Annotated in this window: 10 protein-coding genes; 5 read left to right on the forward strand and 5 right to left on the reverse strand. The window is 53.9% G+C overall.

The window, feature by feature from the left end; all coding sequences use genetic code 11:
- Nucleotides 1-52 precede the first annotated feature (52 nt).
- The 3 genes from dgt (at nucleotide 53) to cdaR (ending at nucleotide 4,490) form a co-directional block, all read left to right on the forward strand.
- Nucleotides 53-1,567 carry a dGTPase gene (dgt, locus tag MKleb_RS04980; RefSeq protein WP_014227994.1) on the forward strand — a complete coding sequence of 505 codons (1,515 nt, stop codon included), beginning with the start codon at nucleotides 53-55 and terminating at the stop codon, nucleotides 1,565-1,567.
- A 134-nt stretch (nucleotides 1,568-1,701) separates the two neighbouring features.
- Entirely contained in the window at nucleotides 1,702-3,141 is a 1,440-nt protein-coding gene (gene degP, locus MKleb_RS04985; protein WP_004098740.1) for a serine endoprotease DegP, read from the forward strand.
- A 191-nt stretch (nucleotides 3,142-3,332) separates the two neighbouring features.
- Nucleotides 3,333-4,490, forward strand: a complete 1,158-nt coding sequence (cdaR, locus tag MKleb_RS04990; protein ID WP_004098741.1) for a DNA-binding transcriptional regulator CdaR — start codon at nucleotides 3,333-3,335, stop codon at nucleotides 4,488-4,490.
- 36 nt (nucleotides 4,491-4,526) lie between these two features.
- On the opposite strand, the gene MKleb_RS04995 is transcribed toward cdaR, so the two are convergent.
- From MKleb_RS04995 to map, 5 genes are all read right to left on the reverse strand, one after another.
- Nucleotides 4,527-7,505: a putative mucin/carbohydrate-binding domain-containing protein gene (locus MKleb_RS04995; RefSeq protein ID WP_025107383.1), complete on the reverse strand. Its 2,979-nt coding sequence runs from the start codon at nucleotides 7,503-7,505 to the stop codon at nucleotides 4,527-4,529.
- Nucleotides 7,506-7,700: 195 nt separating this feature from the next.
- A complete protein-coding gene (locus MKleb_RS05000; RefSeq protein WP_004098742.1) occupies nucleotides 7,701-8,090 on the reverse strand; it encodes a DUF3461 family protein in 390 nt (129 codons plus the stop codon).
- Between the two features lie 107 nt (nucleotides 8,091-8,197).
- Complete coding sequence (gene dapD / locus MKleb_RS05005; RefSeq protein WP_004098743.1) at nucleotides 8,198-9,022, reverse strand: 2,3,4,5-tetrahydropyridine-2,6-dicarboxylate N-succinyltransferase; 825 nt, start codon at nucleotides 9,020-9,022, stop codon at nucleotides 8,198-8,200.
- A gap of 33 nt (nucleotides 9,023-9,055) precedes the next feature.
- A complete protein-coding gene (gene glnD, locus MKleb_RS05010) occupies nucleotides 9,056-11,719 on the reverse strand; it encodes a bifunctional uridylyltransferase/uridylyl-removing protein GlnD (RefSeq protein WP_025107384.1) in 2,664 nt (887 codons plus the stop codon).
- A 191-nt stretch (nucleotides 11,720-11,910) separates the two neighbouring features.
- A complete protein-coding gene (gene map / locus MKleb_RS05015) occupies nucleotides 11,911-12,705 on the reverse strand; it encodes a type I methionyl aminopeptidase (RefSeq protein ID WP_025107385.1) in 795 nt (264 codons plus the stop codon).
- A 323-nt stretch (nucleotides 12,706-13,028) separates the two neighbouring features.
- Here map and rpsB point away from each other — a divergent pair, with 323 nt between their 5' ends.
- Both rpsB and tsf read left to right on the forward strand, forming a co-directional pair.
- Nucleotides 13,029-13,754, forward strand: coding sequence for a 30S ribosomal protein S2 (rpsB, locus tag MKleb_RS05020; RefSeq protein WP_003856207.1), 726 nt, complete (start codon nucleotides 13,029-13,031; stop codon nucleotides 13,752-13,754).
- 119 nt (nucleotides 13,755-13,873) lie between these two features.
- The gene (tsf, locus tag MKleb_RS05025; RefSeq protein WP_004098746.1) at nucleotides 13,874-14,725 is read left to right on the forward strand and encodes a translation elongation factor Ts; all 852 of its coding nucleotides are present in this window, start codon (nucleotides 13,874-13,876) and stop codon (nucleotides 14,723-14,725) included.
- Nucleotides 14,726-14,826: the final 101 nt, after the last annotated feature.

The following is a 14,826-nucleotide window of genomic DNA, read 5'->3' on the forward strand; positions in this document are numbered from 1 at the left end:
ATAGTCTATCATGCGCTTAGAAGGAAACGTTATTGCTCGCTCGGGGGAGATCATGGCTAAGATCGATTTTCGCAACAAGATTAACTGGCGTCGCCGCTACCGTTCACCGCAGGGCGTTGAGACGGAGCGTGAAATCCTGCGAATTTTCGAAAGCGATCGCGGACGCATCATCAACTCGCCGGCAATCCGCCGGCTGCAGCAAAAAACGCAGGTTTTCCCGCTGGAGCGCAATGCCGCGGTGCGTACGCGGCTGACCCACTCTCTGGAAGTTCAGCAGGTGGGCCGCTACATCGCCAAAGAGGTGCTGAGTCGTCTGAAAGAGCAGAAGCTGCTGGAAAGCTACGGGCTGGATGAGCTTACCGGGCCGTTCGAGAGCATTGTTGAAATGGCCTGCCTGATGCACGATATCGGCAATCCGCCATTTGGCCATTTTGGCGAGGCGGCAATTAATGATTGGTTCAGTCAGCGGCTTTTCCCCGGCGATGCGGCCAGCCAGCCGTTAACCGACGATCGCTGCGTGGTTGCGGCGCTGCGCCTGCAGGAAGGCGATAGCCAGCTGAATGAGCTGCGGCGTAAGGTTCGCCAGGACTTATGCTGGTTTGAAGGCAATGCGCAGGGTATTCGCTTAGTGCATACGCTGATGCGCATGAATCTCACCTGGGCGCAGGTGGGCTGTATTCTAAAATATACGCGTCCGGCATGGTGGCGCGGGGAAGCGCCGGCTAGCCACAATTATTTAATGAAAAAACCTGGTTATTATTTAGCCGAAGAGGGCTATGTTGCGAGGTTGCGTAAAGAACTGGATCTGGCTCCTTACAATCGCTTCCCATTAACGTGGATTATGGAAGCCGCGGATGATATCTCATATTGCGTCGCCGACCTTGAAGATGCGGTAGAAAAACGCATCTTCAGCGTAGAGCAGCTTTATCAGCATCTCTATGAAGCCTGGGGCGTTCACGAAAAAGGCTCCTTGTTTAATCAGGTTGTCGAAAACGCCTGGGAGAAATCGCGTGCGAATTCTCTGAGCCGGAGTACCGAAGATCAGTTTTTTATGTATTTACGGGTTAATACGCTCAATAGGCTGGTACCGTATGCGGCGCGGCGGTTTATTGATAACCTGGCGAAGATTTTTAGCGGTGACTTTAACCATGCGCTGCTTGAGGACGATAGCGATTGCAGCCAGCTTCTTGAACTATATAAAAATGTCGCGGTAAAACATGTGTTTAGCCATCCGGATGTCGAGCAGCTGGAGCTGCAGGGCTATCGCGTGATCAGCGGTCTGTTAGATATATACCAGCCGCTGTTAAAATTATCGCTGGATGAGTTTAGTTTGCTGGTGGAAAAAGAGCGGGTGCGAAGTTTACCGATTGCATCACGTCTTTTTCAGAAACTTTCAACTCGTCATCGGTTAGCTTACATAGAAGCCGTAAATAAGATTTCGCGCAATAATCCGGAGTTTCCAGTGATGGAATATTATTATCGCTGTCGTCTCATTCAGGACTATATCAGCGGAATGACCGACTTGTATGCATGGGATGAATATCGACGATTGATGGCCGTAGAATAAGGGTGAGTTTTGTAAAGACGGACAATAAATTTTTACTTTTACCAAAACTTCATTCCGGAACTTCGCGCTATAAAATGACTCTGATAGTCACCAACACAGCAACTATTCGTTATCTGAAATTGAGATTGAAACCTATGAAAAAAACCACGTTAGCAATGAGTGCCCTGGCTCTGAGTTTAGGTCTGGCGTTGTCCCCTCTCTCTGCGAGCGCGGCGGAAACAGCTTCTTCGGCGACTAATGCGCAGCAGATGCCAAGCCTGGCGCCGATGCTGGAAAAAGTGATGCCGTCGGTCGTGAGCATTAACGTTGAGGGGAGCACCACCGTTAATACGCCGCGGATGCCGCGTAACTTCCAGCAGTTCTTTGGCGACAATTCGCCGTTCTGTCAGGATGGTTCTCCGTTCCAGAGCTCTCCGTTCTGTCAGGGCGGCGGGCAGGGCGGTGCGCCGGGTAGCGACGGCGGCCAGCAGCAAAAATTTATGGCCCTCGGTTCCGGGGTGATTATTGATGCCGCTAAAGGCTATGTTGTGACTAACAACCACGTCGTGGATAACGCGACTACTATCAAAGTTCAGCTCAGCGATGGCCGCAAGTTCGACGCGAAAGTGGTCGGCAAAGACCCGCGTTCTGATATTGCGCTGATTCAAATCCAGGATCCGAAAAACCTGAGCGCGATTAAGCTGGCGGACTCTGATGCCCTGCGCGTCGGCGATTACACCGTGGCGATCGGTAACCCGTTTGGCCTGGGCGAAACCGTGACCTCGGGGATCGTTTCCGCCCTGGGCCGTAGCGGCCTGAACGTTGAAAACTATGAAAACTTTATCCAGACCGATGCGGCGATCAACCGCGGTAACTCCGGCGGCGCGCTGGTTAACCTGAACGGCGAGCTGATCGGTATCAACACCGCGATTCTGGCGCCGGACGGCGGCAACATTGGTATCGGCTTCGCTATTCCGAGCAACATGGTGAAAAACCTGACCGATCAGATGGTCAAATTTGGCCAGGTTAAGCGCGGTGAGCTGGGCATCATGGGGACCGAGCTGAATTCCGAACTGGCAAAAGCGATGAAAGTTGACGCTCAGCGCGGCGCGTTCGTCAGCCAGGTGATGCCGAACTCTGCGGCCGCTAAGGCGGGGATTAAAGCCGGCGACGTGATTACCACGCTGAACGGTAAATCGATCAGCAGCTTTGCCGCGCTGCGTGCCCAGGTGGGTACCATGCCGATCGGCAGCAAAGTCGAGCTTGGCCTGCTGCGTGATGGCAAGCCGGTGACGGTGACCGTTGAGCTGCAGCAGAGCAATCAGAATCAGGTTGACTCCAGCACCATCTTCAACGGTATTGAAGGTGCGGAAATGAGCAACAAAGGTCAGGATAAAGGCGTCGTGGTGAGTAACGTGAAAGCGGGAACGCCGGCGGCGCAGATTGGCCTGAAGAAAGGCGATATTATCGTTGGCGCGAACCAGCAGCCGGTGAAAAATATTGCCGATCTGCGCAAAATTTTTGATGCCAAACCGTCGGTTCTGGCGCTGAATATCCAGCGCGGCGATACGTCGATTTATCTGCTGATGCAGTAATCCCTGACGGTTCGCAAAGCCCCTTTTCTCCTTGCGGAGGAAAGGGGCTTTTTTATTTCTGCCGCCCCTTCCATTTTTCGTTCTGTGATATCTTCCACAACTCCATATTTCTTAGCCCGGCTTTGTGCAAATGCACAATGCGGCGTGTTGCCAACTCTTTTATGCTGTTAGCCTGCTCACGGGAGGGTTACATGGCTGGCTGGCATCTTGATACCAAAATGGCTCAGGATATCGTGGCGCGTACGATGCGCATCATTGATACCAATATTAACGTAATGGATGCCCGCGGGCGCATTATCGGTAGCGGAGACCGCGAGCGAATTGGTGAATTGCACGAAGGCGCGCTATTAGTGCTTTCCCAGGGTCGCGTTGTCGATATTGATGATGCCGTTGCCCGACATCTGCACGGCGTGCGCCAGGGGATCAACCTGCCGCTGCGTCTGGAAGGGGAGATCGTCGGCGTTATCGGCCTGACCGGCGAACCGGAGTCGCTGCGTAAATACGGTGAACTGGTGTGTATGACCGCCGAGATGATGCTGGAACAATCGCGGCTGATGCATCTCCTGGCCCAGGATAGCCGTCTGCGCGAAGAGCTGGTGATGAACCTGATTCAGGCGGAAGAGAACACCCCGGCGCTGACCGAGTGGGCCCAGCGTCTGGGGATCGATCTCAACCAACCGCGCGTGGTGGCTATGATTGAAGTGGATAGCGGCCAGCTGGGCGTAGACAGCGCGATGGCGGAGCTGCAGCAGCTCCAGACCGCGTTGACCACGCCGGACCGTAATAATCTGGTGGCCATTGTCTCGCTGACCGAAATGGTGGTACTGAAGCCCGCGCTGAACGCCTTTGGCCGCTGGGATGCGGAAGATCACTGCAAACGGGTCGAGCAGCTCATTAGCAGGATGAAAGAGAACGGTCAGCTGCGTTTTCGCGTGGCGCTGGGAAACTTTTTTACCGGACCGGGCAGTATTGCTCGCTCGTATCGCACCGCCAGAACCACCATGATGGTCGGTAAACAGCGGATGCCGGAGAGCCGTAGCTATTTTTACCAGGATTTGATGCTGCCGGTACTGCTGGATAGCCTGCGCGGCGGCTGGCAGGCTAATGAGCTGGCGCGCCCGCTGGTTCGCCTGAAGGCGATGGATAACAACGGCCTGCTGCGTCGCACCTTACAGGCGTGGTTTCGTCATAACGTGCAGCCGCTGGCGACGTCGAAAGCACTGTTTATCCACCGTAATACGCTGGAATACCGTTTGAACCGTATCTCTGAGCTGACGGGGCTGGATTTGGGTAATTTTGACGATCGTCTGCTGCTGTATATTGCGCTACAGCTCGATGAGCAGCGCTAAAAACACTCCCGCCTGCGGCGGGAGCGGGGACGGCAATTACAGGCGCTGCAGTCCGCGGGCCGTGACTTGCCAGGAGACGGTATGAGGCTGTGGCCAGGCGTTACCGTTTTGTGGGTTGATAATGACGGAGCGATCGCCGGCTTCGGCATGGAATACTTCGATGATATAGCCCTCATCAAGTATTGCCGTATCTATATAGTCGCCAAGCTGCGATGAGCCTTTAATGGACTGGCGATAAACCACCGAGCCGCGCGTATTGTAGATATTCACCGCGGCATAGGCCGTCGTAAAGTGCTTATTCGGCACCACGGGGCTGGCGGTAAAGGTGAGCGCGCCGCGGCCAATATCCATCTCCATCGTCGCAAAACGAATATTATCATTGCCAAGTAGCTGCCAGCAGAAGAGATCGCCATACAGCTCTGTAGCCTCGTCCTCAGCATCCGCAGTTTCTTTATCCTCCGGGTCTGGCACCAGCGAACAGGTCTCCAGCCCATCCTTCACTACCCGCCAGCGGTTGTGCTGCTTCAGCGTAATGGCGCGATGCGTCGTATCATTGCTGGCGCTGGAGCGGAATGGCTCATCATGGAAAACCTCAATGATCATGTTTTCAGCGAGGGCGATAGTTTCGCTGTTTGCCAGGTTGTTGGTCGCTCCGGCATAGCTGCGGTGATAAACCTCCGTATCGTCCGCCCCGGTTACCGTAATGCTGGCGTAGGTATGGGAGACATAATACGGGTGCGGCGCGCCGGTACGGGTGGTGACCGTCATGGCGTGCTGTTGATTATCGATAACGATCTGGCAAAAATCTTTGTTGCCCTGTCCTCTGAGATTGAGGGTCACGCTCTTGCCCGTCAACTCGCCCGGTTCACTATTATCCTGAGGCAGAACATCGGCATACTCTTTAAGCAGCCTGCTGCGCTGGGGCTCTTCAATATGGGAGAGCATCAGCCAGAGATCGTTTTTACATACGCTCTCTTCCTGCGCTAATAGCGAAGGCTGGTTACGCATCGCCTGAGCGTCATGCTCGAAAATAGCCAGTAAATCTTCCGCCGGATTATTATCGAGGATAAAGTTGTAAAGCCCACTCTCATCAATACGCATCAGCTGGCATTTCTCGCCCGCGATCAGCGGTAAATACTCCGGGGAGGCTTTCAGACGTCCCGGCTCGACGTGAGTAATATACAAGTGATAGTGAGGGCCGAAGGGAATAATCACCTTACCGGTGGCGCAGTTTGTGCCGTTCATATTGCGCTCAAAGACTTTTTCGCCGCTGGCGGAAAGTACGCATACGCCGGCATAGAGCGCGTCAGGGTAGTTGTTGTGCGGCGTGGCGCTGGTAATATTCAGCGTAAGCTGCTGATTTTCGAAATCGATATCCAGATATGCAAACGGCGTGTCGCCAATACCTAAAAAGCTCATTGTCACGTTACGCCCGCGGGTATCGCGTTGTCGGGTGTAGTTGATGGTAGCCGCATTCGCCCCTTCTTTTACGACGAGATAGCTGATATCCGGACGATATTTTTGTGAACGGCCTTTCGGAGGATCGATCTGGTAAACGCCGACTGGAATATCATTCAGGATCAACGTGTCATCATTAACAACCAGTGAATAATGCGTGCCACAATTATCTTTAATCGTCAGCGTTCGCCCGTAAATTTGTTCCAGCTGGTCGATATTGAACGTCAGGGATAGCGTCCCCGTTTTGCCTAATGCCGCCAGTTCGCTGTTATCCACCAGCCAGACGAAGGAGTCCAGCCCCAGCTGCCGCCGCGCGCTATCCCATTCGCTTTGCGGAAGGAAAACATATAGCGGATAGAGCGGTTTTGCCGCCAGCGCGGCGATATCTCCCTTAGTGGTAATTTCCAGCGTTAAGCCGCATAGCTCGATAAACGGCGTGACATCATACCCTGCGGCGGCGGCAATGGCGGTAGCCAACATATCGATAAGCTGATAATCGGACGGCCGGAAGCTATCGCCGTTGGCCAGTTCACGATAGTTCTGGTTAAAGGCGCTGAAGGCTTTGGTTCCTGCTTTTAGCAACATCAGCATCAGGAATTGCAGGCGCGGACGCAGGCCCCAGCTGGCGACCGGCGTCTGGTCTTTTATATAGGTCATCAGCTGGAGTTCCTGTACGGCCTGCTGACCATAGTTATAGAGCCAGCCATCCACATAGAGATGATTATCCTGGCTCAGGGTAAGCTGCTGATAGAAAGCGGCGTAAATATTGTTCCACACCTCATTGACGGGCAGAGTGGTGTCCTGCATAAATTTGCCCTGATACCCGTGCGCAATTTCATGAAGAATAACCCACTGCGTCGCAACGTTATCCAGCCAGCCTTCACCTAACGTTGATGATGTATGTGCGCACCACCAGGGGTGATAATAGGCTGCGCCGACGCCGTGTTTATCTGCCCGCACAAAGTAGCGGTTGGCGACATCCTGGTTCCACGGCGCATCCGGGCGATCGCTTAGCCCAGCCCAGTCGTTATAGCATTTGAAAAGGTGGGTGTAATAAGCATGTAGCGAGGATAAGCCCGCTTTCATCGCATTATCGCGGTCGGCGTAGGGCAGCAGCAGGTTAATCACATCTAAATCAAGCAGCGCGAGTGCGGATTGATTTTTCTCCCAGCTGAGGAAAAATTCATCCTCAGATTGTCCTGCTTTCCAGCACGGCAGCGGTTTAGTTGCGGCAGGTTGCTGGTAGATGACGGTGAATTCGCTGGACTGGTCGGTAAACAGCGTATCGACAAAAGGAACGGTGTCGACCGTGGCGCTGACCGTTTTCCAGCCGGTGGCGATCGTGCTGGTGCTTTCTAGCGCGGTATCATTGCAAAGCAGGCGCAGAATCGAGTTGCCGTTGCTGATATCCGGTTGGCGAATGTGCAGCGGCGTATTGGCGGGCAGAATAAAGCCCAGCGGCTGGCGATCGTGCTGCCGTCCTTTTTCAAAGCCGGTCTTATCCAGCCAGGGCGCAGATTGTAGGGTATAAAATTTTTGTTCAATTTCCTGTGTCATCGTATGATCTCCTTTCAGGTGGAAATTGAACATACAGCGACTTATTTTATTATGTCATTCATGTAGATAGGGATATGAGATGAAATGATATCAGAGAGGAATAGCTGATATTCGCTGATGCTGCCGGTGGGGGTAAGTGAGAAAAAAGAGGATGAGGCAGAGAGAAACAGGGCCAGCATCTGGCCCGTATCAGGCTCACTTATTGCGGGTCAGTTTTTCCAGATCGGATTCGATTTCGCTGATCTTATTCGTCACCACGCTTTCGAGGTGACGCAGATCGTCGAGGATCTTACGTTTCAGATCGATTTCGGTGCGATCGCGCTGACAGATTTGATCCAGCTCGTCGATGATATAGCGTAGATTAGGGCTAATCTCCTGGACTTCTTTATATCCCTGGCCCACGCCGTCGGCGACAACGGTTTTGCGCTGACGCGGATATTTGAACTTGACGCTCTTGGCGAAGAACTCGCCTTTATCCTTCTGAAAGTAGATTTTCAGAATGTCGTTGTTGGCTTCCTGCCGCAGGCTATAGCGATCGATTTCATCAGGATTGGTAATACCAAGACTTTTCAGATTATCGTACATAACGGTACCTTTGATATCATCGTAATCTTTGAATAATTAACGAAAAAATCCATCTTCGCCAGCTCAATATATAAAAAAAGCGGGATGCCTCCCGCTTTTCATGCTGCTTAGTCGATGGTACGCAGAAGTTCGTTGATTCCAACCTTGCCGCGGGTTTTGGCATCGACTTTTTTGACGATAACCGCGCAGTACAAGCTGTACTTGCCATCTTTTGACGGCAGGTTGCCGGAGACGACGACGGATCCCGCCGGAACGCGGCCGTAGAAGACTTCACCGGTTTCGCGGTCGTAGATTTTGGTGCTCTGGCCGAGGTATACGCCCATGGAGATAACGGAACCCTCTTCGACGATGACGCCTTCAACGACTTCCGAACGCGCGCCGATAAAGCAGTTATCTTCGATAATGGTCGGGTTAGCCTGCAGCGGCTCCAGTACGCCACCGATGCCGACGCCGCCGGACAGGTGGACGTTTTTGCCGATCTGTGCGCAGGAACCCACGGTCGCCCAGGTATCAACCATCGAACCTTCGTCAACGTAGGCGCCGATGTTCACATAGGACGGCATCAGAACCGTGTTGCGAGCGATATACGCCCCCTGACGAACGGCCGCCGGCGGAACGACGCGGAAACCTTCTTTCTGGAAACGCGCTTCATCATAATCCGCGAACTTCATTGGGACTTTATCGAAGTAGCGGCTTTCCGCACCATCGATAACCTGGTTATCGTTAATACGGAAAGAGAGCAGAACCGCTTTCTTCAGCCACTGATGGGTGACCCACTGGCCGTCAACTTTTTCAGCGACACGCAGCGCGCCGGAATCAAGCAGAGAAATCACCTGGTTAACCGCTTCGCGGGTTACGGTATCCACGTTTGCCGGCGTGATGTCGGCGCGACGCTCAAAAGCGGACTCAATAACGTTCTGTAATTGCTGCATTGTTTACTCTTTCCATTTACTTAAAAAAATACGTTACCCTTTATCGTTTGGATTGAGGGCCTCTGTCAACCGTTGTTGCACTTCTTGCTGTAGCTCATTATTAAGGGCGCGCCGGTCTGCGGTGGCGATTATAAATAAATCTTCTACTCGCTCACCAATTGTCGTAATTCGCGCGCCGTGGAGCGAAATTCCGAGGTCGGCAAATACCTGGCCGACGCGCGCTAACAGACCCGGCTGGTCGAGAGCAATCAGCTCAAGAAAGGATTTCCGGTCGGTATGCGTCGGCAGGAAATTCACCTCTGTCGGCACGGAAAAATGCCTCAGCTTCGCCGCCTGACGACGGGGCGCCGGGGGCTGCCAGCTGCGCTGGCTGATGGTCTGTTCCAGGCCCACGCGGATCATTTCGTGCCTGTCGGCGGAAAGCGGGCTGCCGTCCGGCTCAAGAACAATAAAGGTATCCATCGCCATGCCATCGCGGGTGGTGAAGATCTGCGCATCGTGAACGCTTAGATTACGTCGATCCAGCTCGCCGCAAACGGCGGCGAAGAGGTAAGGACGATCCGGACTCCAGATGAAGATCTCGGTGCCCCCGCGCGAGGCGTGGGAACTGAGCAGGATCATCGGTTTGCTGAGATCGTGCTGCAGCAGATTACGCGCATGCCAGGCGAGCTGGTTTGGCGTATGGCGCACAAAGTAGTTGGCGCGGCAGCGGTTCCAGATTTGGTGCAGCGCCTGTTCATTAATATTTTCCATCCGCAGCAGCGCCAGCGCCTGTAGCTGGTGGTGACGCACCCGCTCGCGCATATCCGGCGTGTTTTGCATCCCCCGGCGCAGCTGTTTTTCGGTGGCGAAATAGAGCTCACGCAGCAGGCTCTGCTTCCAGCTGTTCCACAGGTTTTCGTTGGTGGCGCAGATATCGGCGACGGTCAGGCAGACCAGGTAGTGCAGACGGTTCTCCGTTTGCACCTCTTCGGCAAACTGCTTGATCACTTCCGGATCCTGAATATCGCGACGCTGGGCGGTGACCGACATCAGCAGATGATGACGCACCAGCCACGCCACCAGCTGGGTTTCGCGCGAGTTAAGACCGTGAAGCTCGGCGAATTTCAGCACGTCCTGCGCGCCGAGAATCGAATGGTCGCCGCCGCGCCCTTTCGCGATATCGTGGAAGAGGGCGGCGATAAGGATCAGCTCCGGATGGGTCAGGCGCGGCCACAGTTCAACGCACAGCGGATGCCGGCTGCGGGTCTCTTCTTTGGCGAAGCTCTCAAGCTTAAGCAGCACGCGGATCGTGTGTTCATCAACGGTATAGGCGTGAAACAGGTCAAACTGCATCTGACCGACAATATGCGACCATTGCGGCATATAGGCCCACAGCACGCTATGGCGGTGCATCGGCAGCAGCCCCCGGCTGACCGCGCCCTGATGGCGCAGCATGCTGAGGAACAGGGTCCGCGCTTCCGGAATATAGCAAAGCGGCTGCGTCAGATGACGGCGGGCGTGGCGCAAATGGCGAAGCGTGGTGGAGTAGATGCCGGTGATGCTGCTGTTGCGCACCATCATAAAGAACATGCGCAGAATCGCCTGCGGTTCGCGGATGAACAGCGTGTCATCGCGCAGATCGATTAGCGTGCCGCGCAGCTGAAAATCATCGTCAATCGGCCGCGGCTTCTCATCTTCGGTGAGCGCCAGAATCGCCTCTTCGAACAGCTGGATCAGCATTTGGTTCAGCTCGCTCACCCGGCGGGTGACGCGAAAGAAATCCTTCATCATATGCTCGATCGGCTGGTTGCTTTCGCCTTCGTAACGCAGGCGACGGGCGACGCTGAACTGCCTGTCGAACAGCAGGCGATTATCGTAGCGGTTGAGCTCCAGATGCAGCGCAAAGCGAATGCGCCAAAGCTGATGCAGGCATTCGTTAAGCTCGTTGCGCTCGGCTTCGGTCAGGAAACCGAAGCCGACCATTTCATCAAGCGAGGTGGCGCCGAAATGGCGGCGCGCGATCCACTGCAGGGTGTGAATATCGCGCAGGCCGCCGGGGCTGCTTTTCACGTCCGGCTCGAGGTTATAGCTGGTCCCGTGATAGCGCTGATGGCGTACATTCTGCTCTTCGACTTTTGCCGCAAAGAACTTTTCCGATGGCCAGAAGCCGTCGCTGAATATGTGTTTTTGCAGTTCAAGGAACAGCGCGACGTCGCCAATAAGCAGACGCGATTCAATCAGGTTAGTGGCGACGCTGAGGTCCGACAGCCCCTCCAGCAGGCACTCTTCGAGGGTGCGCACGCTGTGGCCGACTTCCAGCTTGATATCCCACAGCAGCGTCAGCAGCTCGCCGACCTTCTGCGCCTGCTCATCGGGCAGCTTTTTACGGCTCAGGATAAGCAGATCGATATCGGAAAGCGGGTGCAGTTCGCCGCGGCCGTAACCGCCGACGGCGACCAGCGCGATGTCGTTCATCGACCCGAACCCGTACTCGACCCATAGCCGCTGAAGCAGCTGATCGATAAATTCGGTGCGCGCCTCAATCAATCTCTCTGCGGCGATGCCGTGGTCAAACGCTTCGCCCAGCCAGCGCTGAAAAGCGTCGATGTGCGCCTTGATAGCCGCGCAGTTGAAGTCGCTCTGCGGCCAGCGGCCCGGATTCGCCGGCTGGTCGCCCAGGGCAGGGGAGACAGTATCAGATAAAGAGTTGCTCATCGCGCCACCATAATAAAAAACTATCACCCATAAAAAATCGCCGGGAGCGATTTTTAACGTCGCTTGCGGCGGCCCATAGGGTGACGGGCAGGACGCCCGTCATAAAAAATCGCCGGGAGCGATTTTTAACGTCGCTTGCGGCGGCCCACAGGGTGCCCGTCATAAAAAAGCCGGCTGGCGCCGGCTTTTCATCATTCGTTGTGCGAGATTATCGCCGGGATGGTTTCATCCTTGCGTAACGTCAGTATTTCGCAGCCGCTGTCTGTCACCACAATAGTATGCTCATACTGCGCAGACAAGCTCCGGTCTTTGGTTTTTACCGTCCAGCCGTCTTTCATACTGCGGATCTCTTTTTTACCCGCGTTGACCATCGGCTCAATGGTAAAGGTCATGCCGGGTTTGAGCACCACGTTGGTTTCCGGAGAGTCGTAATGCAGCACCTGCGGTTCTTCATGGAAACCGCGGCCGATACCGTGGCCGCAGTACTCGCGCACGACGGAGAAACCTTCGGCTTCAACGTATTTCTGGATAGCCGCGCCGATAGCGCGCAGATTAACGCCCGGTTTGACCATTTTCAGGGCCAGATAGAGGCTTTCCTGGGTAATGCGGCACAGGCGCTCGCCCAGAATGGTCGGTTTACCGACGATAAACATCTTCGAGGTATCACCGTGGAAATCATCTTTAATGACGGTGACGTCAATGTTGACGATATCGCCATCTTTCAGCAGCTTGCCGTCGTCCGGGATCCCGTGGCACACCACTTCATTAATAGAGATGCAGACGGATTTCGGGAAGCCGTGGTAGCCCAGGCAGGCGGATACGGCTTTTTGTTCGTTAACGATATAATCGTTGCAGATGCGATCCAGTTCGCCGGTGCTGACGCCCGGTTTTACGTAGGGTTCGATCATTTCCAGCACTTCAGCGGCCAGGCGGCCGGCAACGCGCATTTTTTCGATGTCTTCAGATGTCTTGATAGAAATAGCCATGGATTGTGTCCAGCAGTGTCGATTTTTTCGACAATAATAGATTATGTCTGAACAATGTTAACAGTCCGGGCGTCCTGCTGCCAAATTGAGAATCATTAGCAGCACGCGACGTCAACAACAGTTGGTGTCTGCTCCTGTTTTGTGGTATAAAGCGCGCCGGACTTCTGTTCCATTCTCAGATACACAAGATGGACTGAAGCGACAAATCTCACTTTGTGTAACAACACACACGTATCGGCACATATTCCGGGGTGCCCTTTGGGGTCGGTAATATGGGATACGTGGAGGCATAACCCCAACTTTTATCTATAGAGGTTTTAAACATGGCAACTGTTTCCATGCGCGACATGCTCAAGGCTGGTGTTCACTTTGGTCACCAGACCCGTTACTGGAACCCGAAAATGAAGCCTTTCATCTTCGGCGCGCGTAACAAAGTTCACATCATCAACCTTGAGAAAACTGTACCGATGTTCAACGAAGCTCTGGCTGAACTGAACAAGATCTCTTCTCGCAAAGGCAAAATCCTTTTCGTTGGTACTAAGCGCGCTGCAAGCGAAGCGGTAAAAGACGCTGCTAACAGCTGCGACCAGTTCTTCGTGAACCATCGCTGGCTGGGCGGTATGCTGACTAACTGGAAAACCGTTCGTCAGTCTATCAAACGTCTGAAAGACCTGGAAACTCAGTCCCAGGACGGTACTTTCGACAAGCTGACCAAGAAAGAAGCGCTGATGCGCACTCGTGAGCTGGACAAGCTGGAAAACAGCCTGGGCGGTATCAAAGACATGGGCGGCCTGCCGGACGCGCTGTTCGTTATCGACGCTGACCACGAGCACATCGCAATCAAAGAAGCAAACAACCTGGGTATTCCGGTATTTGCTATCGTTGATACTAACTCCGATCCGGACGGCGTTGACTTCGTTATCCCGGGTAACGACGACGCAATCCGTGCAGTTAGCCTGTACCTGAGCGCTGTTGCTGCTACCGTTCGTGAAGGCCGTTCTCAGGATCTGGCTTCTCAGGCGGAAGAAAGCTTCGTAGAAGCTGAATAATAAGGCATACCCTTATTTAGTACCGTGTATAAATAGGGGCCTCTTAGCGGCCCCTTTTTCACTTTCAAATCTGTCTGGTTCCTGGAACCGGGCCGATCACATCTCCCGAGGAATAAAGAATGGCTGAAATTACCGCATCCCTGGTAAAAGAGCTGCGCGAGCGTACTGGCGCAGGCATGATGGATTGCAAAAAAGCGCTGACTGAAGCGAACGGCGACATCGAGCTGGCAATCGAAAACATGCGTAAATCCGGTGCTATTAAAGCAGCGAAAAAAGCGGGCAACGTTGCCGCTGACGGCGTGATCATCACTAAAATCGATGGCACCTACGGCATCATTCTGGAAGTTAACTGCCAGACTGACTTCGTGGCTAAAGATGGTGGCTTCCAGGCATTTGCTAACAAAGTTCTGGATGCAGCTGTTGCAGGCAAAATCACCGACGTTGAAGTTCTGAAAGCACAGTTCGAAGAAGAACGCGTTGCGCTGGTTGCTAAAATCGGTGAGAACATCAACATCCGTCGCGTTTCTTCCCTGGAAGGCGAAGTTCTGGGCTCTTACCAGCACGGCGCGCGTATCGGTGTTCTGGTTGCCGCTAAAGGCGCGAGCGAAGAGCTGGTTAAACAGCTGGCTATGCACATCGCTGCAAGCAAGCCTGAATTCGTTAAGCCGGAAGACGTTTCCGCTGAAGTGGTGGAAAAAGAGTACCAGGTTCAGCTGGACATCGCCATGCAGTCTGGCAAGCCGAAAGAAATCGCAGAGAAAATGGTTGAAGGCCGCATGAAGAAATTCACCGGCGAAGTTTCTCTGACCGGTCAGCCGTTCGTTATGGACCCGAGCAAATCCGTTGCTCAGCTGCTGAAAGAGCACAACGCTGACGTGACTGGCTTCATCCGCTTTGAAGTGGGCGAAGGCATTGAGAAAGTTGAGACTGACTTTGCAGCAGAAGTTGCTGCGATGTCCAAGCAGTCTTAATTTTCAAAAGGAGCCGCCTGAGGGCGGCTTCTTTTTGCGCCTAATGTGTAAATTCAGCCAACCGCTATAGTGGGCACGCTGAAAAGCGACGTACAATGTCG

It is taken from the genome of Klebsiella sp. PL-2018, from assembly GCF_019048985.1.
Taxonomy (GTDB): Bacteria; Pseudomonadota; Gammaproteobacteria; order Enterobacterales; family Enterobacteriaceae; genus Klebsiella; species Klebsiella michiganensis.

Bases quoted from the DNA above. Each gene is read 5' to 3' on its own strand.
- dgt (WP_014227994.1), top strand. From the start codon at position 53: ATGGCTAAGATCGATTTTCGCAACAAGATTAACTGGCGTCGCCGCTAC.
- degP (WP_004098740.1), top strand. From the start codon at position 1,702: ATGAAAAAAACCACGTTAGCAATGAGTGCCCTGGCTCTGAGTTTAGGT.
- cdaR (WP_004098741.1), top strand. From the start codon at position 3,333: ATGGCTGGCTGGCATCTTGATACCAAAATGGCTCAGGATATCGTGGCG.
- MKleb_RS04995 (WP_025107383.1), bottom strand. From the start codon at position 7,505: ATGACACAGGAAATTGAACAAAAATTTTATACCCTACAATCTGCGCCC.
- MKleb_RS05000 (WP_004098742.1), bottom strand. From the start codon at position 8,090: ATGTACGATAATCTGAAAAGTCTTGGTATTACCAATCCTGATGAAATC.
- dapD (WP_004098743.1), bottom strand. From the start codon at position 9,022: ATGCAGCAATTACAGAACGTTATTGAGTCCGCTTTTGAGCGTCGCGCC.
- glnD (WP_025107384.1), bottom strand. From the start codon at position 11,719: ATGAGCAACTCTTTATCTGATACTGTCTCCCCTGCCCTGGGCGACCAG.
- map (WP_025107385.1), bottom strand. From the start codon at position 12,705: ATGGCTATTTCTATCAAGACATCTGAAGACATCGAAAAAATGCGCGTT.
- rpsB (WP_003856207.1), top strand. From the start codon at position 13,029: ATGGCAACTGTTTCCATGCGCGACATGCTCAAGGCTGGTGTTCACTTT.
- tsf (WP_004098746.1), top strand. From the start codon at position 13,874: ATGGCTGAAATTACCGCATCCCTGGTAAAAGAGCTGCGCGAGCGTACT.